Raw genomic sequence first — 25,255 nt, forward strand, 5'->3', positions numbered from 1 at the left:
AAGCTCCTTACAACTTATTTTTCTGCATCAATTACAGTAAAAAGATTATCTACGGCAGTGTTGCCAACTCGTTCCAGGCATTCTTTAGTATTGCCACCTATATGTGGTGTAGCAACAAAATTTTCAAGTAATACGAGGGGGTTGTCTTTTTTCGGTGGTTCAGATAAGAAAACATCTGAAGCAGCAGCCTTTATTTTACCATTGATTAAAGCATCATATAGAGCTTTTTCATCTACAATTCCGCCTCTTGAGGTATTAACCAGTATAAGGTTAGGGTTTGCTGCATCTAATGCATTTTTACCAATTAAATTTTTAGTTGAATCCGTCAGTGGAACACTGATATTTACATAATCTGAATTTGAAAATAATTTCTGAATGGTATTAATTTTTTTAATTCCAAGAGAAGATGCTTCATCCTTTGATACAAATGGATCATAACCTGTTAAATTTACATGGAATGCAGCACCCATCATTTCAGCAATACGCAAAGATATTTTTCCAATGCCAACCATTCCCAATGTTTTCCCATATATATCATTTCCAATTAGCTCTATTGGGCCATGAGAATTATAGCGATTTTGACATATTCCAATATTTGCTTTTTTTATGTTTCGGCTTAGAATCATTATCTGTGCAACAGCCAGTTCTGCAACAGATTCCATACTTTGATTTGGCACATTTGGTACTGGTATTCCATGTTCTCTTGCAGCTTCAACGTCGATGGTATCACGACCAATACCGTGCATGGAAATTACTTTTAGATTTACTGCTTTTTCAATGATTTCTCTTGTAACATGTACACGTCTTACCATTATTGCATCCAATTTCTCAGGATGTTTAAAATTCGTAACAATTTCTGCTCTTTCAGCTAATCTGTTGTAGGCAGATTTTGCGATATTTTCACTTAAGTATACTTTCATAAAAATCTTCCTCTTTAAATTATATTTTAATATAGTGCTATTTTATCTCACATAAAAATACTTGTAAAATGCTTTTAATTCATCTAATATATAAACTATAATGCATATTTATAGGAGATGAATATATGACGATTTTGGAAATAGATGCATTTCTTATGGTTGTAAAGATTGGAAGTATTACTGCTGCAGCTGAACAACTATATGTTACACAGCCTGCATTAAGTAGACGGATTGCAGCACTTGAAAAAGAACTTGGATACAGTCTTATGGAACGTGGAAAGGGAATCCGATCAATAAAACTTACAGAGAAAGGAAAAGCTTTTGTTGCCGTTGCACATAAATGGAAAATGCTGTGGGGCGAGACAGGTAGGATTTCAAAACTGGATGGTAATCTGAATCTGAACATATCTGCTATAGGAAGCCTGCTCACTTATATTTTCCCAGAAGTATTTCAAAAATTTTTAAATAAAAGCCAGGATTTAAGTCTATCTATCCAAAATCATCATTCTTATGAAGCATATAGCTTCATTGAAAGTGGGCTGGCAGATATTGCTTTTATTTCCGATGCCATGTATTCCAAAAATGTTGAAACAATTCCTGCATTTCGTGAACCCATGGTTTTTGTTGCGGGAAAGAATGTGTCAATTTCAGCTAAAATACATCCATCCAGACTGGATGTAGCTCATGAAATCAAGATACCCTGGAGTCCACAATTTGATATATGGCATGATTATTGGTTTAATACTTTTGCAAAACCGAGAGTAACACTTGATCAAATGTCCATGATGGAATATTTTTTAGATATTGAGAAAAACTGGGCAGTAGTACCTGTATCAGTAGCATTAAAAATTGCAAAGACAGTTGACATTGAAGTTTGCAAAATAGAAGATGGACCTCCAGATAGAATTATTTATTATATTTTAGGGAAACAACCAAAGAAATTAATAAAATTTTTGTTGCAATTACTTGATAAAAAAGTAAAAAACATAGAGGGTGTTAATTCTTACCTTTAACTATAGCAATACCTGAGAAATATATGATGAAGATTTATAAGAAAACATCACGGTGTTGTTTTAAAACATTCAAATTAATAAATAGAAAGATAAAATTTAAGTTTTAAAGGCAACAATTATTATCATTAAATTAAAAAGCAGTAAAAATTGCTAATACTAATGATATAATAATAGTAAAATAAATAAGCTTTGAGATAAAAACACTATTCGGTTGGTAGTCCGGATGCGTTTTATACGTAAGTAACCTACCCTCCTGGGGTTGTCCATTCTCTATATAAGCTTTGTGTATAAACAGGAGGAGAAAAATGATTAAATTGACGGTTTTTTTTGAAGATCCATTTTGGAAGGGAGTTTTCGAAAAAATTTGTAATGGCAAGCTTGAAATATGCAAAGTGGTTTTTGGGAAAGAACCCAAGGATTATGAAATATATGAGTTCGTTTTAAAAAATTATTATAAACTTGAATTCAGTAAACCATTATTGGTTGATGAAAAGCTTGAATTGAAATTAAACCCTAAGAAAATGCAGAGAAAAATTCGAAGAACGCTACAGAAAAAAGGAATTGGTACAAAATCTCAGCAAGCAATGAAACTTGATTATGAAAATAGAAAGATTGAAAGAAGGGTAATATATAAAGAAAAACGGGAAGAAATAGAAAAATTGGAATATCAAAAAAGACAGGAAAAGAAAAAACAGAAGAAAAGAGGACATTAATAAATAAAAAGTACTTAGTGGAGGAATCCTTAAGTACTTTTCGTATATTAACAAAAATATAAAGTAAATAAATAAATTTAATGAAAATTAAGTAAATTATAGGAAACTTATGGTATAATAATTTTATATTTAAGTATAAATTGAATTTATAAGTAAGCCTTTTAAATATATAGAATTAAATATTAAAATTTCCATATAGCATATAAAAAAGGACTCACTCGATTGAGATAATTAGATATAAGCCAAATTAATTTTAAATCCAGTATTAAGCTTTGTAAATGTGTAAAGGGGTGGGTATTCTTGGCTGGCAAAATAAAAAAAATTATCGATGATATTATTAAACGTAGGTCTAAGGGCAATCCGGCTATTGCAGAAATGACTAAAGCTAAATTTATTTTAAAAGGTATTAATCCAAATAAATTTGATAGTTACTCTGAGGATGACCCTGTAATTATAGAAAAACTTTTTAAAATTTCTAAACAAATGGATTCAAAAAATTCAAAATATGATGGAATCAATATAAAATATGCATTTTCAACTGAATTTTCAGAAAAAGAAGTTGCAGCAGATATTAAAAGTAAGTTAAATGTTTATAACGCTAAGATAATAATATATTTTGCTTCTTCTAATTTTGACCAATATAACCTTAGTAATTTAATGAAAGAAGCTTTTAAGGATTGTATAGTAGTTGGATGTTCTACTTCTGGTGAAATAGTAAGTGGTAAATTATTAAAAAACTCTGTTGTAGCAATGGCCTTAAATTCAAATATTGTTTCTGATGTAAAAGTGGAAGTAATTGAAAATATGAAAAAAAATTTAAACGTGGAGGCAGCATTTACTTCTTTTGAAGAATACTTTAACGAGAGTTCATATATGATGAATACAACAAAATTTGTAGGTATAATTCTAATAGATGGTGTGAGCAAGAAAGAAGAAAAAATTATGGACTTAATTGGCAATAGAACTAATGTTTTCTTTGTTGGCGGCTCTGCTGGAGATGATTGTAGATTTTTAAAGACATATGTTTGTGCAAATGGAAAAGCATATACTGATTCAGCAGTTCTTATAATGCTTAAGATAAATGATAATACTGAATTCAGCATTATTAAGACTCAAAGTTTTAAGTGCTTAGATACTGTATTGACTGCAAATGAGGTAAATGAAGAAAATAGAGAAGTTATTGAATTTAATAACAGACCAGCTATTTTGGCATATGCAGATGCTGTAGGAGCAGACTCAATTGAAGATGCAAAAAGACATTTTATGACCAATCCTGTAGGTTTATTAATAGGAAAAAATAATATATTTGTAAGGAGCCCACAGCAAGTAAAGGGTACAAGCATACTATTTTATTGCAATATACTAAAGGGGATGGAAGTTAGATTGCTTCAATCTACCAATATTATTGAGGATACTAAAAAAGCAATTAAAGATGAAGTTGATGAATTTGGAAAAATTGATGGAATTATAAATTTTAATTGTATAGAGCGTACACTTCAATTGGAGAAAAAAAATCTTGAAAAAGAATATGGCGAACTGTTTAGTGATATTCCTACCATTGGTTTTTCTTGTTATGGTGAAGAATTTATAGGTCATGTAAGTCAAACAGCTACTATGCTGGCCTTTAGATCAAAAACAAACATATAAAAGAAAATATTTACATAATTATTAAAAGAAAGTATAGATGAAATCTTGAATAAAATCTTGTGAAATGGGGAAATAAATCATGGATAGTGTACTTATTACTGATGATTCTTATTATAATACGGAAACGTTGATTAGTATCCTTAAACCAAATGGATATAAGGTAAGAAGTTCTCTAAGTTATGAAGCAGGGCTGAAATCTGCATTGGAAAATCCACCTGATATAATCTTACTTAAAACTAATATATGCAATATGGATGGATATAAAGCTTGTGAAATTTTAAAAGATTATGAGAATCTAAGGGAAATTCCAATTATTTTTATTATCAGTGAAAATGAAACTATTGACAAGAATAAGGTATTTACTTCTAAAGCTGTGGATTATATAACTATGCCATTTAATTGTAAAGAAGTTTTAGCTCGTATTAAAACTCATCTACAATTACGATTTATGAGTCTTAAAATGGAAAAATTGATGAAAATGAATAATGATATGCAAAAACAGGTTGAGGAAAGAAATAAGCAGCTGGAAGAAATAACTCAAGAACTTAGGGAATTTAATGTTGTATTAGATAAAGAAATTACTGAACGTACAAAAACTGAAGAAGCTCTGAGGGAAAGTGAGAAAAAATTCCGCTATTCTGTACAGGAAGCACCAGTACCTATAATGTTATATGCTGATGATGGTGAAGTGATAAAGGTCAATAGTGCATGGGCTGATATCACAGGATATACGATTAAAGATATTCCAACAACATCTGAGTGGGCGAAGGTATCTGATATATTTAAAGAGAATTTACAAAATGTTGAATTTAGTACATTTAGTTTGGATGAAAAGCAAAATAACGGGGAATATTCTGTGAAAACGAAAAATGAAGGTATAAGAATTTGGAACTTTTATTCAGCATGTATTGGAAGATTAGATGATGGACGTAATATGCTAGTTAAAGTGGCTATGGACATAACTGAAAAAAAGCGTATTGATGAATTAAAAAAGCGTATTGAAGAAGAAAAGGTTAAATTAAATGAGATTAAAGAGTATGATAGAATTAGAACGGATTTTTTTGCTAACATTTCTCATGAATTAAGAACTCCAATTAATGTTATTTTTTCTGCTATACAGGTGCATAATATCAAACTAAAAGATTGTATTTGGAAGGATGCTTCTATAGACAAATATAAATATACGAATATAATGAAGCAAAATTGTTATCGCCTTTTGAGGTTGGTTAATAATTTGATTGATATAACAAAGATAGATTCTGGATATTTTTCCATAAATGAAACTAATAATAATATAGTAAGTCTCATAGAGGATATAACTCTTTCTGTAGCTGATTATATAGAAAACAAAGGCTTATCTGTAGTATTTGATACAGATGTGGAGGAAAAAATTATTGCTTGTGATCCAGGAAAAATAGAACGAATTATTTTGAATTTATTATCAAATGCAATAAAGTTTACTCCTTGTGGAGGCAATATTATGGTTAATGTGGAAGATGGCGTTGAAAATATTTGTATAAAGGTAAAAGATACTGGAAAAGGCATTCCTAAAGAAAAATTGAATTTTATATTTGAACGCTTTATGCAGGTTGATAAATCTCTTACAAGAGAGCATGAAGGGAGTGGAATAGGACTTTCACTGGTAAAGGCATTAGTAGAACTACATGGTGGAGATATATCAGTAAAAAGCAAAGAAGGTTATGGAACTGAATTTATTGTACATATTCCATGTAAACTAGTAGATAGTGAAACTTCTAATGATAAATCATGTGATAATACAATAGATGAAAACCGTATTGAAAAAATTAAATTGGAATTCTCCGATATATACAATTAAAAATAATGGACTGATAATAGATTTATATAAAATAATAATCTATCATCAATCCAGTTATATTTGAAATTACTAAACTTTTATTATCTAACAGTTAAGGCCAATTTCGTTAGCACTCCAGATGGCATCCATTATATTAGCAGCTTGATATGCATCACCAATTATATATAAATCGGCAATTTTACCATGAAGTTTGTTGTACAATTCTCTATCAGATTTAAAACCAACAGCTATTGCAACTGTATCAGCGGACATACTTTGTTTTTTAAATTTATTGCTAATAAGTATGGCACCATCATCAGTTACTTCAAGTAAAGAGTTATTTGTAATAGTTTTTACATTATATTTCTTAAGGAGATCTATAAGCATGATCTTATTCATATGTGGAATTGGTTTTCCAGCACTCAATATGCTGTCCTTTGATTCAACAATTGTAACTTTTTTACCTTGTTTTGCAAGGTAAAGAGCTGTTTCACATCCGACAAGTCCGCCGCCTATCATGAGTATATTTTCGCCAGCTTTCTTTTTGCCATTTAAAATTTCAACTGCTGTTGCCACTTTATCTTTTTCTATACCTGGTAAGTTTAGCCTAATTTCTTTTGCACCTGTTGCAATAATAACAATATCGGGCTTTTCTTTTTCTACAAGTTCCTCTGTTACTTTTGTATTTAAAACCACTTCAATTTGAAGTTCTTTAATTTCATTTTTGTACCAGGCGATTAATCTTCTGTCATCTACTTTAAAATCAGGTACTGAACCCGGAATAACTTCGCCGCCAAGTTCATTTGTACTTTCATAAATTGTAACTTTATGTCCTCTCATTGAAGAAGTTATTGCAGCTTCCATTCCTGCAACTCCGCCACCTACTATCAATACTTTTTTTGATTTAAGAGCAGGTTTTATTTCATAATATCTTTCTCTTCCAGCAGCAGGGTTTACTGCGCAACTCAAAGGTTTTCCTTCAAATCCTCTTCCAAGGCACCCAGCATGGCAGGCAATACAAGGACGAATTCTTTCAGGATGATTTGTAAGAACTTTTTTAGGCCAGTATGGATCTGAAAGGAGCGGTCTTCCAAGTCCAATCATATCAGCAGCTTCATCATCAAGAGCTCTTTCAGCATCTTCAGGTATGCCTAGTTTTCCTGCAACTATAACAGGTATGTTTACAACTTTTTTCAATTCTTTAGTGTACGGAAGATATAACCCATTTTTTTGATAAACAGGTGGATGAGACCAGTACCATGCATCATATGTTCCTATATCTGTATTAAGTTCATCATATCCTGCTGCCTCAAGAATTTTTGCAGCTTCAAGTCCTTCCTTTAAATCACGACCTTTATCAATATAATCTTCGCCTGGAAGTCCGCCTTGTCTCCAATCCTTTATGCAACTTTTAACACTATATCTCAAGCCAACAGGAAAATCTTCTCCTACGGCGGCTTTAATTCCTTGTACTATTTCTATAGGAAGTTCAAGTCTTCCTCTTAAATCTCCGCCATATTTATCTGTTCTTCTATTGAATATTGAAAGTGTAAATTGGTCAAGTAAGTATCCCTCATGTACTGCATGTATTTCAACACCATCAAATCCAGCCTTTTTTGCAATAATGGCACTTTCGATAAATTTTGTAACTACCCATTCTACTTCTGAAGTTGTAAGTGCTCTACAGGTAACAGTTGGATCCCAATAATTTGGAATATCTGAAGCAGAAACAGGCTGAGACGTTAAAAGTGCTCCAGGTGCACCGCTTCGCCCAAAACCCATTGTTAACTGTAAAAATATTTTTGAACCGTAAGCATGAACCCGTTCTGTCATTTCTGAGGAGGTCATTAAAAATCTTCCTGGATTTATTGAGACAATTGGAATTATACCAGGTACAACTTTGTCTAGCTCGTTCTCAACTTTTGTAATACTCGTTATAATAAGTCCTGTACCACCTTTAGCTCTTTCCACGTAATAGTCAATAGCCCTTTGATTATAACATCCTTCATTATCGACAAGTCCAAAAGCTCCCATAGGTGCCATTGATATTTTGTTTTTTACTTCTACATTACCTATTTTGATAGGTTTAAACAAAGAATTATTTTTCATACTACTTACCTCCCTCATACATTTTTAAATTTAAACATTAGTATTTTTATATTTTACTTTACTGTTACATAAACGATTACATTACATAGAATAAAAATGTATCAGCAAAGTTAATAACATATTTTAAATAAACATAAATTACAGGGAAATAAAAATTTTGAAATTATGAAAGTAAAAAAGAAGTATTTACTATTTAAATTATACTACTTAAGATAAGGTAATGTTAATAGCATATAAATATCATATTTCAACAAATTTTACTATTTAAAAGCAAATAATAATAAATTCTAAGTAAATACCATAAAGTAAACGATTTTTCTAATGCTTATTTACCTATACTATATTTTAAAAACTAATATGAATTTTAGCATATATTATGGTAACATATGCTGTATAAACTTGAAAATAATTAAAAACATAATAAATAGTTAAAGTTGAGGAGGAAATAATGTAATGATGAGTAAAAACAATACAAAAATATTAAGCCCAATAATTCCAAAAGAATTATCTGTGCTCAAATTTCAAGAAGAAAATATATTAGATGAGATGTCATTTTCAGAAGTAATTTTAAATGATTGTCATATTGAAAATTGCAAAGCAGATAGAGTTTCTTTTGATAAAACAGTATTTAAGAATGTGAAATTTTCAAATACTTTACTTGAACACAGTGAGTTTATAAATGTAAGATTTGAAAATTGTGATTTATCAAATACAGATTTTATGGAGTCATCTATACATAGAGCAGAATTTATAAATTGTAAGCTTGTTGGTATTAATTTAAGTGAGTCTACACTTAGGAATGTTGTTTTTAATGGGTGTAGTGGCAGGTATGGTTCTTTTAGATTTACAGATTGTAGACAAGTGTTATTTAATAATTGTGATTTTGGTTTTTCTGATTTTCAGGATAGCAAATTTTTAAAAGTTGAGTTTAAAAATACAGATATGACCCAGTGTCAATTTTTTGGTATAGGTCTTGAAGGAATAGATTTTAGAAGCTGTAAAATTGATGGAATGTCAGCTAGAATTGAAGATGTAAAAGGAATCGTAGTAACACCTATACAGGCTATTTCAATTTCAAAGCTGCTTGGTATTATAATTAAAGAATAGCAGGAGGGTATATTGAATCAAGAAATGAGCTTGTACTTTTTAAGATGAGATAATATAATAATGATATATTTTAAATATATGAAATAAAGGAAAGGTATGTGATATTATGGTTAAAGTTGTAGCGAAGGCTCATGTTAAGACTGGACAAACAGAAAAATTTAAAGAATTATCTTCTGAAATGATTAAAAAGAGTAGAAAAGAAGAGGCAAATATAGCTTATGGTCTTTATCAAGATATTGAAGATAATCAAATACTAACTTTCATGGAAGAATGGAAGGACAAAGCTGGACTTGACAAGCACATGAAGACAGATCATTTTGTAAATACTATGGCAAAACTTGTAGATCTACAAGAAAACGATATGGAAATAAATATATATACTATCTGTTTATAGTATATTTAGTTACAAATGGTTTCTTAGAGAGATTGTTCTAAAAAAATTATAGGACAATCTCTTTTCTATTGTAGAATATTTTTTTATTTTTAAGAGACACTAATCTCAAGATTATATAACCTTGAGGTGATGCAATAATGAAAAACAAACGTAAAGGACTCTCAGCATGGCAAATTACAATGATGGCATTAGGAACCGTTATTGGAGGTTCTTTTTTTCTAGGATCATCTATAGCAATTCATGCTGCAGGACCTTCTGTAATAATTTCTTATATATTGGGTGGAATTTTAGTATATTTTATACTTCGTGCACTTTCAGAAATGACAGTATCTGATCCGTCACAGGATTCCTTTCGATCTTTTTCTGAAAAAGCTTTTGGACATAGAACAGGATTTGTTGTTGGATGGGTTTACTGGACTGGAATGACTTTGGCTATGTCAAGTGAAGCTGTAGCAGTATCAATTTTGATGCGCAAATGGTTTCCAGGCATATCTACAGCAGTGTTTGGAAGTATAACCATTATTAGTATTACTTTGCTTAATCTCCTGGGTGCCAGAAAATTAAGCAATCTGGAAAGTATTCTTGCAGCTTTTAAGCTTATGGCAATAATATTTTTTATAATTACTGGAGTACTTCTAGTTACAGGAGTTATAGGTAAAGTTCCGGTAATTACTTTTAGCAAAATAACACATCAGCCTTTATTTCCTTCAGGAATAAAAGGTATTGCAGGAAGTATGCTCATAGTTATGTTTGCATATGCTGGATTTGAAATAATTGGTCTAGCTTCTTCAGAGGCAGATGATCCGCAAAACACAATTCCGAAAGCTATTAGATATACCACATTTAGTCTTGTTGGACTTTATATAATTTCCACTATTGTACTTATACTTTTAATTCCTACTGCAGCTGTTAGTGAAAATGTCAGTCCAATGGTAATGGCTCTTAATAGTTGGGGAATAACTTGGGCAGGCAATGCTATGAATTTTGTTATGGTTACAGCCATACTTTCAACTATGCTTGCGGCCATGTTTGGACTTGGCAGAATGATTCGTTCCCTTGCAAATGAGAACTATGCTCCTGCTTGGTTAAAGGATAAAAAAGATGTACCTTATAGGGGAATGCTATTTTCAGGTTTTACAATGCTTTTAGGGCTTGTAATTAGCTTTTTATTTCCAAGAGCTTATGTATTCCTTGTAAGCTCTGGCGGTTTTGCAGTGATTTTTACATATATAATGATTGTTGCATCTGAAATTAAACTACGAAAGAATAATTTAAACATATATATTATTTCATGGATAACTTTAATAAGTCTGATTGTTATTCTTTTTAGTATGCCGTTTATTTCGGGACAGACATCAGGACTTATAGTAGGACTTATGATTATTGGCATATATTTACTGATATATACGATAATGAAACCATATAAAAAGATTAGTAAAACAGCCGTTGATTACAACAGATTAAACAGGATAAGGCATCAATTAGGCTTAAATACAGAGTTTTCCAAAGAGTTATCACATGGCAAGAAAAAATTGTATAAACGCAGAAATAAAAAACATCATGATAAAAATTAAAATTATATTAATAACTAGTTAAATTTATTATGTGAGCTGAAGGAATGTAATCATCTATTATTTTTTTAGCTATATTAAACCAACTTGTGCAGCTATCAAGTATAATAGAATCGCTTGTTACAATTCTTGGCATTTTAGAAAGAATGGAATCAACCTTAGAGGAGAGTTCAACTTCTACCGGGATATTCCATTCTTTCGAATGTTCCAGAATAAAGGCTCCAAGCCTGCCTGAATTTGAAACTGCAGAATCTAGAAAAAAATTAGCTTTAGGTACAGATAAATTACTAAATTCTTTTCCTATTATATTTAGAACTGCATCTGTCTTATCTATAATCTTATAAGTACCCCTAAGTCCTGCTATATCACGTATAGTGCCGTCATTACATAATAAAATTATTCCCCTGGAAATGGCAACTTCTAATGTTATGATTAGGTTAAAACCATCTATGTATAAGCAGTCTTTAGAAGCAGATACTGGGTGAAGGCATTTTAATAGTCTATTTCTGCACTTTGTTTTTGGTGAGGTAGCTCTCTGTAGTGCATTCCGTTGCCTTGTTGAAAATTGATAATGATTGCCAACAAGTTCTATAACTGAATGTATATTATAATCTCTGTTTAAAAGCCAGAGCAGCTCTTTTTGTGCTTTTTGAAGTTTTAAAACAGCTTCACTTGAAAACCATATATTATCCTTGGGGCTGCTTCCACGATTAACTGATTTTAAATTGTATTTCATTTCAAAACACTTCCATTTCTCTCAGTTCATTATTTACGCTATGTTTTTAATAACAATATCGTACTATTATGTCTTATTAATGTATAGGGGAACGATTAAAAAAATTAGGTGCTTTTTTATTTCGAAATAAAATGAGAATAATATTATAGAATTTTTGGCAAAATATTTTTGAAGGGAGAGATAGAACAATGGAGAAAATACAAAAAATTCTTTTTAGTAGATTATTGGTTGTATTTTTTACAATTACAATTTGTATGAATTGTGTGTTTGGCGTTAAAGCTTATGAGGCATCTTCAAGTAATAAAATGCTGCAGAATAAGTATAGTATGAAAAGTACATATAAACGTCAAGCTAAAGAAAATGAAACTGAAAATTCTACAGGAATGAATGTGGATGCTAGGTCAGCTTTGCTTATGGAGCCTGTATCAGGAAAAATAATATTCGAAAAAAATGCTCATGAAAAATTGGAACCGGCATCTGTTACTAAGATAATGACAATGCTTTTAACTATGGAAGCTGTAGATTCCGGGAAAATAAGCTTGAAAGATAAAGTAACTGTAAGTGAAAACGCAAAAAAGATGGGCGGAAGTTCAATGCTTTTGGATACAGGTGAGGTAAGAACGGTAGAAGAACTTATAAAGGGTATAGGAATAGCTTCAGGAAATGATGCGGCAGTTACCATGGCAGAATATTTAGGAGGCAGCGAATCTGCATTTGTAAGTTTAATGAATAAAAGAGCACAAGAACTCGGAATGAAGGATACAACTTTTAAAAACTGTACAGGACTTACAGCTCCAGGTCATGTTACATCTGCGTATGATATATCCATAATGTCAAGAGAACTGCTAAAGCATCCTAAAATACTGAAATATACAGGTACTTATATGGAGACAATATCAGAAGGCAGAAAATCACCTATAGAGCTTGTAAATCACAACAAGCTTGTTAGATTTTTCAAAGGTTGTGATGGACTTAAAACTGGATTTACAAATGCAGCTAAATATTGTATATCAGCTACTTCAACTAGAGACAATGTAAGGATGCTGGCGGTTATAATGGGATCTCCAAGTTATAAAATTAGAAATAAAGACGCAAGCACGATGATGAATTATGGCTTTTCTAAATATAAATCCTTAAAGGTACTTACTAAGGGAAAAGAAGTCAAGAAAATAAATATAAACAAAAAAGGAGATAAATTTTTCTATGCAGTAGCTAAAGATGATTTGAATGCTGTAGTTGAAAAAAGTAATAAAGATAGGGTTGTTTATGAATGTGTCTTGAATAAGAATAAGAAAAAATATAAAAAAGGTGATACAATAGGTTACTGTAATGTATATATAAATGGCAAAATAGTTGGTAAATCTCAGTTGTGCAGTGATAGAGATGTAAAATTGCCTGGAATTATGGAAAACTTAAAAAACAATTTTACAAGCATATTAAATAAAGGTGTTTGATATAAATTTATAATGGTATAATAAAGGCAGAAAAATTTCTGCCTTTAATTATGGCATGGAGAGATAAAATGAATATATTGAGTGGACTTAGTTATGAACAGATATATGTTATAAATTCTATAAAGAAAATTTGCATATTAAAAAATATAGATGCATATATAGTTGGGGGTGCGGTTAGAGATGCACTCCTTAATGCAAAAGTAAGAGATATAGATATATGTGTAACTAAAGATCCAAAATTAATTGTTGAAAGTTTGGAGGAGATTAAAGAATTCAAATATTATAGTGAATTTCAAACTGCTTCAGTAGAATTTAAAAGAGGCGTTAGTATAGACATTATAAGATGCAGAAGAGAATTTTATCCAGAGTATGGAACACTGCCTAAAATTATACCTTCTGATATAAATCACGATTTGTTTAGAAGGGATTTTACAATAAATGCGCTTGCATATGATTTGAAATACTATAAGTTAATAGATTTATATGGTGGAATAGGAGATATAAAAAATAAATTAATTAGGAAAATACATAGTAATAGTTATGAAGAAGATCCCACTAGAGTATTTAGAGCAATCAAATACAGCATACGGTATAAGTTTTTATTGTATGACAGAGATGAAATAATAAGCTGTGCAAGTAAAGGAATATTTAAAACCATAAGTAATGATAGGATTGCAAAAGAAATAAGTCTGCTTTGCACTGAAAAAAATTGGAAAGATGCTTTTTTATTATTTGCAAGGTTAAATATATTTGATTTAAACTGTAATCTTATAGGTAAATCTAATCCAGTAGTAAATTATGACCATGTAAATATAAGACTTTTAAATTTATTTTACTCATTTAAAGATAAAAGGGATGCAGATATTTTAGTGGATAATTCTATTATGGATAGTGACTTGAAAAAATCCATGATGCAATTAAAGAATATCGATGTGGAAAATTTCTTGAAAGAGACCATTGACAATTATGAAATTTTTAGACAGCTTAAAAATATGAGCAGATATGAGTTAGCTTATTTAAGCTGGAATTTTAAATTAACATATAAAATATACAATTACATATACAATTTGAAAGATTGTATATTATGTATAAATGGTAATAAGGTAAAAGATTTTGGTATAAAGGATGGAAAATCTGTTGGAAGTATATTAAGATATATTAAGAAATTAAAACTAAATACAGGTATAGAGAAAGATTTGAACAGGAGAGATATACAAAATGCCCTTGAATATAAAGATAGAAAATTTTGAAGGACCATTTGATTTGCTCCTCCATCTTATAAGAAAAAATAAAATGGACATATATGATGTAAAAATTCATGAAATTACATATCAATATTTGGAATATATACATAGAATAAGGGAAATGGATCTTGAAGTAACTTCTGAATTTATAGTAATGGCAGCATCACTTTTAGAAATAAAATCTAAAATGCTTTTACCAAAACAGCAGGTTCAGGACGAAGATGATGGTGAAGATCCAAGAAAAGAATTGATAGAAAAATTAGTAGAATATAATAAGTTTAAATCAGTTGCAGAACTTTTGAAAAACAAGGAGATTAAAACTGGAAAATGTTTTGGCAAAAAACCGGAAATAATAGTTAAAAAGATGGAAAACCTAAAGCCCAAGGATTTTTTAAAAGGTATGACAATGCTTAAACTTTATAATATTTATTCTAAACTTATAAATACATATATGGAAAAGATAAATGTTGAAAATAGAATTAATAGGGAAATACCAAAAGATAAATTTAAAATAGAAGATAAGATGGAGTATATTAAAAGCAGTGTAGATTTTGGACAAACATTTAAGTTTTCAAATATTTTAAATAAATGTTCATTTAAAATTGAAAAGATAGTTACTTTTATTGCACTTTTAGAACTTACAAGACTTGGTGTAGTTAGTGTAATTCAAAGTGGAAGCTTTAATGAAATTTATGTAGAAAGGTTAATTTTAAATGAAGCAGATTAGTATGAAATTAGGAGATAATAGCAAGTATTTTTCAGTAATTGAATCACTACTTTTTGCAGCTGGAGAACCGATAAAAATTAGTCAGATAGCTAAAATAATAGAATGCAGTTTTAATTTTACAAAAAGCATAATGGATGAAATGATAGAGATGTATGAAAATTCAGATAGAGGGATAAAAGTTATAAATATAGAAGACAAATATACTTTAGTGACTAAATCAGAAAACAGTGAGTACATTGAGAAACTTCTTGGGATAAACGCCCATCAGTCATTATCACAGGCATCTCTTGAAGCACTTTCTATAATTGCGTATAAACAGCCTATAACTAGAATAGATATAGATGAAATAAGAGGGGTAAAAAGTGACAGGGCAGTGTATAATTTATTGGAAAAAAATTTAATAAAAGAAAGTGGACGATTAAATGTACCTGGCAGACCAATACTTTACAGCACTACTGATGAATTCTTAAAGTATTTTGGACTTGAAAGTATGGAGGAACTACCTAGTTTAAATGAGATAGCATGTGACAATGAAGAGTTGAAAAAAGAAATTTAATTATTTATACTATAATTAATGGATAGAATACAATATATTATTTAATGGTTGGCATTTTTACGCCAACCATAATAAAATAAAAATATACTTACATTGGCAAATAACTATTTCCGTCAAGAGGAATAAGAACCTGCATTTTAGGAGGTTTTGTTTTATTGCCGACAGTATATATACTGTAAAATCTATTAGGTATAAGTCTTATATTTGGAATATTAAGCAGTTTTTTACCAGTTGCGCTTTCTGTAATGTACATTGTATATGTGCCTGGGTCTAATGGCCTATATGGAGATTGACCTTTATAAGGCATATTTTTAAATAAGGCATTTCCATTTTGAAGATATAAATTAAGTCTGTTTGAATCAGGTGATAAATTTATAAATCTAATTAAAGCTTTATGTGGAATTTTAGGCATTATGGTATCTTCTATAGGTAATATATTTATATTTGGATAATTGTCTATAATGGCTGTAGTCCATATTTTTTCTGGTGCTATAAATATATTGCTATTAAAAAGAGGTACGCTAGTAGTTCTTGCAGGAAATATCTTAATATTGTAAGTTCCGGCTGGGATTGATACATAGTCGGAAAATTTTTTGTAAGGCAAATTCCTAAATACTAGATTATTATTTAAGTACACATCCAATGGCTTTGAATTTGGACTTGAATTTAAAATTCTCATATAGGAAATTGGATTAGGCATCCTATAAAAATTGTTATAAGATAAACACGGATAAGTAAACATTAAGCTCCACCTTTTATTATATTTGTTCACATTATAATGTATGTTTACTAATGCAACTATGATACAATTATATATAGGATTAATTTAATGTTTGAAAATATAATTTCCAAGGTTATACAAATTCAATGATATTGGTATTTTACTTACGGATATGTAATCCATATTATAATCTCCATCCCATGGATATACAGATATATACTTTTCATTGTATATGTTAATAAGCAGTTTTTGATCATGGAATGAAAAAATTATTTTATATGTTGGTTTAGCAGGTAGATCTTTAGGAATATTTATAAAATTTGTATCGTCTAAAGATTTTAACATTTTTGTTATATCTGAAATATTGGTACTATCAAGCTGTTTTTCTTTATGAAAATTAGTTTCAATTATAGTGCATTTTTCAGGTTTTTTAGAAGTTAAATTTTTCAATAGAACTTCTGTGTAGTAAAAGTTGTTGGGCTTTTTTGAATTAAGCGGGATTATATTTAAATAATCAGTACATCCTGTAAATAAAAATATTATTATAAATATGATTGATAGTTTTTTCATTTTAACACCCTAATACATATTATTATAAATAAACATATGATTGGATGATGTATATTATTACATATATTAAACAAAGCAATTTTGTAGGAGGTATTTTAGTGAAATATAAACTTGTAGCTGTTGATTTAGACGGAACACTTTTAGATGATGAAAAAGCTATATGCGAATATAACATAGATAGGATAAGAAAAGCTATTTCCTTGGGAGTTAAATTTGTGCTGGCTTCAGGGAGGGTACCAACTGGAGTTAAAATTTACTCTGAGACAGTAGCTAAAAATCAGCCTGTAATTTGCTGCAATGGCTCTATACTTTTAGATAATAAAAGAAAGATAATATATTCAAGTCCTATAAATAAAAACAGTATATTTAAAGTTATAGATATACTTAGAGAAAATAAGGATACATATTATCATTTCTATGATGAAGATATAATGTACACTGAAAAATTTGCTATGTCTACTGAAAAATTCTATGAATTCAATAAAAAAATAGATAGAAATTATAGGATGGAAATAAGAATTATACCTGATTCCAAAGAATTTATAGAAAAATCATTGAAGTCCATAAATAAAATAGTAGTAGTAGATGATGACATAGACTATCTAAATGAGTTAAGAAAGAGCATAGAGAAGATAGAAGATTTAGAAGTTACTAGTTCAGATATAAGAAATATTGAAATAATGAATAAGGGAATATCTAAAGGAAGAGGATTAACTCTTCTTTCGAGGTATTATAATATACGAATGGAAGAATGTATAGCTGTTGGAAATGATGAAAATGATATAAGCATGATTAAAACTGCAGGACTCGGAGCTGCAGTAGCTAATGCTACGCAGAAAGTAAAGGAATATGCAGATTATATTACTTTAAAAGACAATAATGATGGAGCTATAGGTGAAATTATAGACAAATTTATATTAAATTAACAAAATGGGAAGTGGATATATTTGGATGGAAAAGTAGTAACAAAAAAAGATATTCAGGTTAGGCTGAGAAGGATAGAGGGGCAGATAAAAGGAATTGAAAAGATGATTGATTGCGAAACATGTTGTAAGGATGTACTTATACAAATTGCAGCAGTTAGAGCAGCTATAAATAAAGTGGGGGGATTAATGCTTCAAAATTATGCCAAATCATGTTTTATTAGTGAATGTGATAAAAGTTCTGAAGAAAAGAAAATAGAGGAACTGGTTTCGACCTTGACTATGTTCTTAAAATAGAAAATATATCTATAAAAGTGGATTTTGATAAAATAATTTTACAAATCCACTTTTATTTAATTTTCTTGATTTTTTGTTTAAAAAGCACTATAGACTTTGATATTGAGGATACGCTAAATATACCTACAGCAATAGTAGCAGCTATGATTATAGTATTGATTCCTGTATTTATGGATTTATCTATATTGCCTTGTACTGTTTCAAGCATAGTATTGTACATACCACTTCCGGGGACTAATGGTATTAGAACACCTATTATGAAAGTAGTTACAGGAGTCTTAAGCACCCTGGCCATAATTTCAGAATATATGGCACCGAACATGGAGGACAAAAAATAAGATAATATCATGGATATATGAATATAAGAAAAACAAAATAAGTATAAAAACCAGGTTAGACCGCCGCCTATAGAATAAAATATTAATTTTTTACCTCTTGTATTTAATAGTACACCAAAGCATAAAGTTGCTATAAGTGCATATATTGAATTAAGTATCATTTTTATGCCTCCTATAAAACAATCCATAATTTCATCACTACTCCGGTTCCTACTGCAATAGCGGATGCTACTAAAATAGCATCAACTGCACCTAGAATTCCTGACAATAAATCACCTGCTATAGTATCTCTTATAGAGTTTGTTATTGAAAGTCCAGGTACTAGTACCATAAGAGAACCTATTATTATAGTGCCCGAATGTACAGCTAGATTTAAACTTGTACTTAAAAGAGCTATAAATGCAACAAGAGCACCACAAATAGTATTTATAAAAAATTCATTAGACTGAAGATATTTGAGTAATATTGAAGTTAGGTTTACTAAACAACCTATTAAAAATGAAATAATGAAATCTCTTATATTTCCTCCAAATACCAGACAGAAAAAAGCGGAAGCACCGCCTGAAGAAAATATATTAGCTTTATAACTGTATGGTTTTAATTTTTCTACTTCTTTTAATTTGTTTTCCACATCTTCAAGTGTATACTTACAATCTAATATATGTCTTGATATATTGTTTACTTGAGATATTTTCTCAAGATTTTGAGTTCTGCCCTTTACTCTTTTTGTGATAGATGCAGATTCCCCGGACCCATTTTCGACACATATAATTATTACATTTATAGTTACAAAAGCATCTACTTTTGTAAAACCAAAAGAGTTACATATTCTGGTTATAGTTTCTTCTACCCTGTATATTTCAGCACCACTTTGTAAAATTATTTTTCCTGCGTAGGCAGCTACTTTTAATACACGATTGGCATCCATATTTTCTCCTCGAACAAATGCATATTTATAAATTATTATAATATAAGTTTAATATATTTACTATAATAAATTTAATAATTGCTTATGTTTAGTATAAGCTGTATAATAAATATTATAATTTTTATTGTATTCTAAGGAGGAATAATCATGGATTTTGATAATTTAAAAAACACTGATGAAAAAATTTATAATATTATCAATGATGAGGAAAACAGGCAGGAAGACGGAATAGAATTAATTGCTTCTGAAAATTTTACAAGTAAGGCAGTAATGGAAGCTATGGGATCTTTTTTAACTAATAAATATGCAGAGGGCTATCCTGGAAAAAGATATTATGGTGGATGTTATATTGTAGATAAAGCTGAAGATCTGGCAAGAGATAGAATGAAAAAGTTATTTGGAGCAGAACATGTAAATGTACAACCTCATTCAGGTTCCCAGGCAAATATGGCAGTTTATATGTCAGTACTTAAACTTGGAGATACAGTTATGGGAATGAGCTTAAGCCATGGAGGACATTTGACACATGGAAGTAAAGTAAGTTTCTCAGGAAAATTATATAATTTTGTTTCCTATGGAGTAAATGAAAAAACTGAAACAATTGACTATGATGAAATGAGAAAAATTGCTCTTGAATGCAAACCTAAGATGATAGTATCTGGAGCAAGTGCTTATCCAAGAGAAATAGATTTTAAAAAGATAAGAGAAATTTGTGACGAAGTAGGAGCATATATGATGGTAGATATGGCACATATTGCAGGACTAGTTGCAACAGGAGCACATATGTCACCAGTACCTTATGCTGATTTTGTAACTACTACCACCCACAAGACACTTAGAGGACCAAGAGGCGGAGCAATAATATGCAAAGAAAAATATGCAAAAGCATTAGATAAAACTGTATTTCCTGGAGTTCAGGGTGGACCTCTTATGCATATACTTGCTGCTAAAGCTGTATGTTTTGGTGAGGCACTTACAGATGAATACAAAGAGTACATAGACCAGATAGTAAAAAATGCCAAAGTATTGGCAGATGAGCTTAAAAATTATGGCTTTAGACTAGTAAGCGGTGGAACAGATAACCATCTGATTTTAATTGATTTAACAAATAAGAATATTACAGGAAAAGATGCAGAAAAATTATTAGAAGATGCAGGAATCACAGTAAATAAGAATACAATACCTTTTGATAAATTAGGTGCAAATACTGCAAGTGGAATTAGAATAGGAACTCCTGCAGTAACTACAAGAGGTTTTAAAGAAAATGAAATGAAAAAAATTGCATATTTCATAAATTATGTAGTTGAAAATAGGGACAAAGATTTATCAGGTTTAAGAGAAGAAGTAAAAAAACTTTGCAGCAAATTCCCTATTTACAAGTAATACGAATTAATTAAAAGTGATAGCATATGGATTATGCTATCACTTTTAATTAAATATAATTTATATAAACAGATTTACATTTGAATCTTCTGCCTCACCTAAATAGTACCCGACTCCGCCTATTTTTACGCCATCTATAAGCTCCTCTTTTTTGATTCCCATAACATCCATGGACATCTGGCAGGCAACTATTTGTATGCCGCTGTCTATAGCTGATTTAATTAAATCTTCAAGAGAGGTTACATTTTTGTTTTTCATAACCTTCCTCATCATTTTTGTACCCATTCCAAGCATATTCATCTTTGAAAGCTTTAATTTCTTGCTGCCCCTTGGCATCATAAAACCAAACATTGAGTCCATGAATCCTTTTTTTACAGATACTTTTTCGTGTTTTCTTAAAATGTTCAATCCCCAAAATGTAAAGAACATAGTAACTTTTTTACCCATTGAGGCAGCTCCATTTGCTATAATGAAGGAAGCTATAGCTTTATCCAAATCACCACTAAATACTACAATTGTTTTATTGTCTTTAGGCTCTACAACTGTATTTTTAACTGAGTTTTCTAATATTGAGGATTTACTATTTTTTTTTATAAAAGCTATTATATCCGCGCCATTTTTATTTAAATCAACAAGTTCATTATTTGTCCTTGTGCACCATGCTTTTACATCTTCATAAAATCCGGGATCTGATGCTGTTACTTTAAGGACTTTTCCTGTATCCAATTCATCAATGGATTTTTTAACTTGCATGAGTGGTCCTGGACAGCAAAGCCCACAGGCATCTAAGGATTCATCATAGGGAATATTAGCAGTATCTAATGCTGCCTCTGGCTGTGAAATAGGTGCTTTATGAGTAAATTTACCAGGCTTGAAATTTAAAATTGAGGCACTTTTATATCCTCCAGTTATGTTTTTAACTTTATATCCATTTTGTGAAAGTATTCTTGATGCAATGTATCCCCTTAAACCAACCTGGCAGTATTCAATAATTTCTTTGTTTTTATCCAATTCACCTATTCTTTCACGTAGAGCGTCTACAGGAATGTTTATAGCACCATCAATGTGACCATTGTTGTATTCTATAGGTGAACGTACATCCAAAAGTACAGTATTCTCTTTATCATAGTTCGTAAAAGCTTCAGGAGTAATAACTTCCATTTTTCCTGAAAGAACATTTTCAGCTACAAAACCAGCCATATTTACAGGATCTTTTGCAGATGAAAATGGAGGAGCATAGGAAAGCTCAAGTTCCGTTAAGTCATATACTGTACCGCCAAGTCTCATAGTTACTGCAATGACATCTATTCTTTTATCAACTCCATCATATCCTGTTGCCTGTGCGCCTAAAATTTTACCACTATCATCGAATATTAATTTTAAAGATAGAGGAGAGGATGATGGATAATAGGAAGCATGGGAAGAAGGATGAACATAAATAACTTTATATGGTATATTAAGCCTTTTTAAAGTCCTCTCGTTATTTCCCGTACTTGCAGCAGTTAATCCAAATACTTTGATTATTGCAGTACCCTGAGTGCCTTTGTATGTTGAATTCAATCCAGCAATATTATCAGCAGCTATTCTTCCTTGTTTATTTGCAGGTCCGGCCAGGGCAATTGCAGTAGTTTGATTGTTTACAAAATCAGTTACAGAAATAGCATCTCCTACAGCATATATATTTTGAGCACTTGTCTGAAGTCTGTCATTTACAATGATATGTCCTTTAACTCCGAGTTTTATTCCGCTGTTTTTTAAAAAATTAGTATCAGGAGACACTCCTATTGAAAGTATAACTAAGTCAGTAGTAATTTTTGTGCCACTGTTTAGAGTTATTTCAACATTATTTTTGTTATCATTGAAAAATTTTACACCATCATTTAAAATTAAATCTACGCTATTTTGTTCAAGTTCTTTTTCTACTGAAGCTACCATATCCGAATCAAAAGGTGCCAGAATATGAGGTGCAGCTTCAACCAGTGTAACATTAAGCCCTTTTTTCTTCAGGTTTTCAACCATTTCAATTCCAACATAACCGCCGCCTATAACTACAGCACTATTTACATCTTCTTTGTCAATAAATGTTTTTATACGATCTGTATCTGGAATATTTCTTAAAGTTAAAATTCTACTGCTTTCTATACCTGCAATACCTGGTCTTATGGCTTTTGCACCGGGTGATAGAATTAAATAATCATAGCTTTCCTCATAAGCACCTCTGTCACTGCTTTTTACCTGTATTGTTTTTTTGATTGAATTAACTGATATAACATCACTGTTAATTCTTACATCTATATTAAACCTTTTTTTCATAGCTTCTGGAGTTTGGACTAATAATTTATTTCTATCTTTAATTGTTTCACCTATATAATACGGAAGCCCGCAGTTCGCAAAAGATATGTAATTTCCTCTTTCAAACATTATTATCTCTGCATTTTCATCTAATCTTCTAAGTCTTGCAGCAGCAGATGCACCTCCTGCAACTCCTCCGACTATTAATACCTTTTTACCCATAAGAACGCCTCCTTAGTATTTTTTTATTCAAATAAAACATTAATTAATTTTATAACTGTTTCATTGCAGACAGTATAGTTAATTTCAAGACCATTTCTATTGCCTTGTATAATTCCTGTCATTCTCAGCTTTTGTAAATGCTGGGACAAGGTAGACTGTGGAATTTCAAGACAATTTTGCATATATGATACATTGCATTTGCCTTTATCTATAAGACCACGAACTATACATAGCCTTATAGGGTGTGAAAGAACTTTTAAAAGTTCAGCTGTATCGTTGTATTTTGTGTAATTTTTATCAATAAAATCCTTATTCATTAGCTTACCTCTTTTAATATTATTTAATACATCTCTATATCCATATATTACGATATAAAAATATAAAAGTCAATAACTTATTTAGATTTGCTTAAAACTAAATAAATCAGTTTTAAATACGAATATAATAATGTTAATATAAAATAAGGAAGAAGTGGATATTTATGAGCGTATTTTGCGGTTTTAGTAGATCAGATATTCCAGAAACTGCAATACATGAGACTACTAAGAATATAAGAGAAGCAGAACTAATAATTTATTTTAGCAAAGTGGGTTATTTTAAAGAAATAACTAAACTTTTAAGCTCTAAATTTAAAAATTCAGTTGTTATTGGATGTAGTTCTTCAGGAGAAATATCAAAAGGTGGAATAGATTATGGATTATCAATTATTGCATTTTCAAATCATGTCGAAGTAAAGACGCTTGTTATTGAAAATGTAAAAGAAGCACCTATAATTTATTTAAAAGAATTGAGGGAAATGTCAAAAAATTTTAATAAAACCAATACTGTAGCATTAGAAATGACAGATGGACTATCTAATGCAGAAGAGAAGGTTTTATCTGTACTAAGTGCTGTTTTTGAAAAGCAAAATATTCCTGTAGTTGGAGCTAGTGCAGCAGATGATTTAACTTTTACGAAAACTTATGTAGCTTGTAATGGAGAAGTATATACTAATGCTTCACTTGTAGCGTTAATACATAATAAAAATGGAAAAATAAATATATATAAGGAAAACATATACAAACCAACAAAAAGTGGATTTGTAGTAACCAAATCTGACTTTAAGGAGAGAAAGGTTTTTGAACTTGATAATAAACCAATAGCTAAAGTATATGCACAAGCACTTAATGTGCCGGAATCAGATATATCAGATTATTTTATGAGTAATCCAATAGGCAGGGTTATAGGTGATGATATATCTATATCATCTTTTAGAAGGGTTGAAAAGGACAACTCTATATCTTTTTATTGCAGGGTATATATAAATTCTTATGTAAATATATTGGAGCCTGAAGATCCTATGGTTGTTTTAAGTAATACTATAAGTAAAGTTAAGAATGAAATGCCATCTATATCAGGTACGATTGTAATTAATTGCATATTCAGAACTCTTTTATTCAAAAATAAAAAGTTGAATTCTAGCTTTGTATCAAAATTGTCAAACTTAGGGCAATTTGTAGGTTTAACGAGTTATGGTGAGCAATTTAATAATAGGCATTTTAATCAAACGATGCTTCTAATTTGTTTTGAATAGA

The 25,255-nt window shown here is 30.1% G+C and carries 24 protein-coding genes; 15 read left to right on the plus strand and 9 right to left on the minus strand.

The window, feature by feature from the left end; all coding sequences use genetic code 11:
• Nucleotides 1-14: 14 nt before the first annotated feature.
• A complete protein-coding gene (locus J2Z42_RS03320) occupies nt 15-920 on the minus strand; it encodes an NAD(P)-dependent oxidoreductase (RefSeq protein WP_209700946.1) in 906 nt (301 codons plus the stop codon).
• Nucleotides 921-1,045: 125 nt separating this feature from the next.
• Between J2Z42_RS03320 and J2Z42_RS03325 the strand changes: the two genes are divergently transcribed.
• From J2Z42_RS03325 to J2Z42_RS03340, 4 genes are all read left to right on the plus strand, one after another.
• On the plus strand, nt 1,046-1,933 hold the full coding sequence (locus J2Z42_RS03325; protein ID WP_209700947.1) for a LysR family transcriptional regulator: 888 nt from the start codon (nt 1,046-1,048) through the stop codon (nt 1,931-1,933).
• Between the two features lie 305 nt (nt 1,934-2,238).
• Nucleotides 2,239-2,646 (plus strand): YjdF family protein, encoded by a 408-nt coding sequence (locus tag J2Z42_RS03330; RefSeq protein ID WP_209700948.1) that lies wholly within the window; start codon nt 2,239-2,241, stop codon nt 2,644-2,646.
• 300 nt (nt 2,647-2,946) lie between these two features.
• On the plus strand, nt 2,947-4,293 hold the full coding sequence (locus J2Z42_RS03335; protein ID WP_209700949.1) for an FIST signal transduction protein: 1,347 nt from the start codon (nt 2,947-2,949) through the stop codon (nt 4,291-4,293).
• 79 nt (nt 4,294-4,372) lie between these two features.
• Entirely contained in the window at nt 4,373-6,130 is a 1,758-nt protein-coding gene (locus J2Z42_RS03340) for an ATP-binding protein (RefSeq protein ID WP_209700950.1), read from the plus strand.
• An 84-nt stretch (nt 6,131-6,214) separates the two neighbouring features.
• Here J2Z42_RS03340 and J2Z42_RS03345 read toward each other — a convergent pair whose 3' ends face one another.
• Nucleotides 6,215-8,218, minus strand: coding sequence for an oxidoreductase (locus J2Z42_RS03345; RefSeq protein WP_209700951.1), 2,004 nt, complete (start codon nt 8,216-8,218; stop codon nt 6,215-6,217).
• Between the two features lie 453 nt (nt 8,219-8,671).
• On the opposite strand from J2Z42_RS03345, the gene J2Z42_RS03350 reads away from it, so the two are divergent.
• The 3 genes from J2Z42_RS03350 to J2Z42_RS03360 all read left to right on the plus strand — a co-directional run bounded on the left by J2Z42_RS03350 (nt 8,672) and on the right by J2Z42_RS03360 (nt 11,293).
• Nucleotides 8,672-9,325: a pentapeptide repeat-containing protein gene (locus J2Z42_RS03350; RefSeq protein WP_209700952.1), complete on the plus strand. Its 654-nt coding sequence runs from the start codon at nt 8,672-8,674 to the stop codon at nt 9,323-9,325.
• Nucleotides 9,326-9,431: 106 nt separating this feature from the next.
• Nucleotides 9,432-9,719 (plus strand): putative quinol monooxygenase, encoded by a 288-nt coding sequence (locus J2Z42_RS03355; RefSeq protein WP_209700953.1) that lies wholly within the window; start codon nt 9,432-9,434, stop codon nt 9,717-9,719.
• A gap of 137 nt (nt 9,720-9,856) precedes the next feature.
• Complete coding sequence (locus J2Z42_RS03360) at nt 9,857-11,293, plus strand: amino acid permease (protein WP_209700954.1); 1,437 nt, start codon at nt 9,857-9,859, stop codon at nt 11,291-11,293.
• 7 nt (nt 11,294-11,300) lie between these two features.
• Here J2Z42_RS03360 and J2Z42_RS03365 read toward each other — a convergent pair whose 3' ends face one another.
• Nucleotides 11,301-12,026 (minus strand): DUF434 domain-containing protein, encoded by a 726-nt coding sequence (locus J2Z42_RS03365; protein WP_209700955.1) that lies wholly within the window; start codon nt 12,024-12,026, stop codon nt 11,301-11,303.
• A gap of 188 nt (nt 12,027-12,214) precedes the next feature.
• Here J2Z42_RS03365 and J2Z42_RS03370 point away from each other — a divergent pair, with 188 nt between their 5' ends.
• The 4 genes from J2Z42_RS03370 (at nt 12,215) to scpB (ending at nt 16,007) form a co-directional block, all read left to right on the plus strand.
• Nucleotides 12,215-13,480, plus strand: coding sequence for a D-alanyl-D-alanine carboxypeptidase family protein (locus tag J2Z42_RS03370; RefSeq protein WP_245331468.1), 1,266 nt, complete (start codon nt 12,215-12,217; stop codon nt 13,478-13,480).
• A gap of 68 nt (nt 13,481-13,548) precedes the next feature.
• Complete coding sequence (locus tag J2Z42_RS03375) at nt 13,549-14,730, plus strand: tRNA nucleotidyltransferase/poly(A) polymerase family protein (RefSeq protein WP_209700956.1); 1,182 nt, start codon at nt 13,549-13,551, stop codon at nt 14,728-14,730.
• A complete protein-coding gene (locus tag J2Z42_RS03380) occupies nt 14,699-15,451 on the plus strand; it encodes a segregation/condensation protein A (RefSeq protein WP_209700957.1) in 753 nt (250 codons plus the stop codon). The genes J2Z42_RS03375 and J2Z42_RS03380 overlap by 32 nt, the downstream gene beginning before the upstream one ends.
• Nucleotide 15,452: 1 nt before the next feature.
• Entirely contained in the window at nt 15,453-16,007 is a 555-nt protein-coding gene (gene scpB / locus J2Z42_RS03385) for an SMC-Scp complex subunit ScpB (protein ID WP_439897308.1), read from the plus strand.
• Between the two features lie 88 nt (nt 16,008-16,095).
• On the opposite strand, the gene J2Z42_RS03390 is transcribed toward scpB, so the two are convergent.
• Together J2Z42_RS03390 and J2Z42_RS03395 are read right to left on the minus strand one after the other, a co-directional pair.
• Nucleotides 16,096-16,749, minus strand: coding sequence for a DUF4397 domain-containing protein (locus J2Z42_RS03390; RefSeq protein WP_209700959.1), 654 nt, complete (start codon nt 16,747-16,749; stop codon nt 16,096-16,098).
• An 84-nt stretch (nt 16,750-16,833) separates the two neighbouring features.
• On the minus strand, nt 16,834-17,298 hold the full coding sequence (locus tag J2Z42_RS03395; RefSeq protein ID WP_209700960.1) for a DUF4883 family protein: 465 nt from the start codon (nt 17,296-17,298) through the stop codon (nt 16,834-16,836).
• 98 nt (nt 17,299-17,396) lie between these two features.
• Here J2Z42_RS03395 and J2Z42_RS03400 point away from each other — a divergent pair, with 98 nt between their 5' ends.
• Nucleotides 17,397-18,224, plus strand: coding sequence for a Cof-type HAD-IIB family hydrolase (locus J2Z42_RS03400; RefSeq protein ID WP_209700961.1), 828 nt, complete (start codon nt 17,397-17,399; stop codon nt 18,222-18,224).
• A gap of 21 nt (nt 18,225-18,245) precedes the next feature.
• The gene (locus tag J2Z42_RS03405) at nt 18,246-18,518 is read left to right on the plus strand and encodes a metal-sensitive transcriptional regulator (protein ID WP_209700962.1); all 273 of its coding nucleotides are present in this window, start codon (nt 18,246-18,248) and stop codon (nt 18,516-18,518) included.
• Between the two features lie 52 nt (nt 18,519-18,570).
• On the opposite strand, the gene J2Z42_RS03410 is transcribed toward J2Z42_RS03405, so the two are convergent.
• Complete coding sequence (locus J2Z42_RS03410) at nt 18,571-19,017, minus strand: threonine/serine exporter family protein (protein ID WP_209700963.1); 447 nt, start codon at nt 19,015-19,017, stop codon at nt 18,571-18,573.
• A gap of 11 nt (nt 19,018-19,028) precedes the next feature.
• Complete coding sequence (locus J2Z42_RS03415; RefSeq protein WP_209700964.1) at nt 19,029-19,784, minus strand: threonine/serine exporter family protein; 756 nt, start codon at nt 19,782-19,784, stop codon at nt 19,029-19,031.
• Between the two features lie 147 nt (nt 19,785-19,931).
• Between J2Z42_RS03415 and glyA the strand changes: the two genes are divergently transcribed.
• Complete coding sequence (gene glyA / locus J2Z42_RS03420; RefSeq protein ID WP_209700965.1) at nt 19,932-21,167, plus strand: serine hydroxymethyltransferase; 1,236 nt, start codon at nt 19,932-19,934, stop codon at nt 21,165-21,167.
• A gap of 60 nt (nt 21,168-21,227) precedes the next feature.
• On the opposite strand, the gene J2Z42_RS03425 is transcribed toward glyA, so the two are convergent.
• Together J2Z42_RS03425 and J2Z42_RS03430 are read right to left on the minus strand one after the other, a co-directional pair.
• Nucleotides 21,228-23,681: a CoA-disulfide reductase gene (locus tag J2Z42_RS03425; RefSeq protein WP_209700966.1), complete on the minus strand. Its 2,454-nt coding sequence runs from the start codon at nt 23,679-23,681 to the stop codon at nt 21,228-21,230.
• 23 nt (nt 23,682-23,704) lie between these two features.
• Nucleotides 23,705-23,983 carry an ArsR/SmtB family transcription factor gene (locus tag J2Z42_RS03430; RefSeq protein WP_209701049.1) on the minus strand — a complete coding sequence of 93 codons (279 nt, stop codon included), beginning with the start codon at nt 23,981-23,983 and terminating at the stop codon, nt 23,705-23,707.
• A 179-nt stretch (nt 23,984-24,162) separates the two neighbouring features.
• Here J2Z42_RS03430 and J2Z42_RS03435 point away from each other — a divergent pair, with 179 nt between their 5' ends.
• The gene (locus J2Z42_RS03435; RefSeq protein ID WP_209700967.1) at nt 24,163-25,254 is read left to right on the plus strand and encodes an FIST signal transduction protein; all 1,092 of its coding nucleotides are present in this window, start codon (nt 24,163-24,165) and stop codon (nt 25,252-25,254) included.
• Nucleotide 25,255 lies beyond the last annotated feature (1 nt).

Origin of the sequence: Clostridium algifaecis (genome assembly GCF_017874415.1) — a bacterium.
GTDB classification, from domain to species: Bacteria; Bacillota; Clostridia; order Clostridiales; family Clostridiaceae; genus Clostridium_B; species Clostridium_B algifaecis.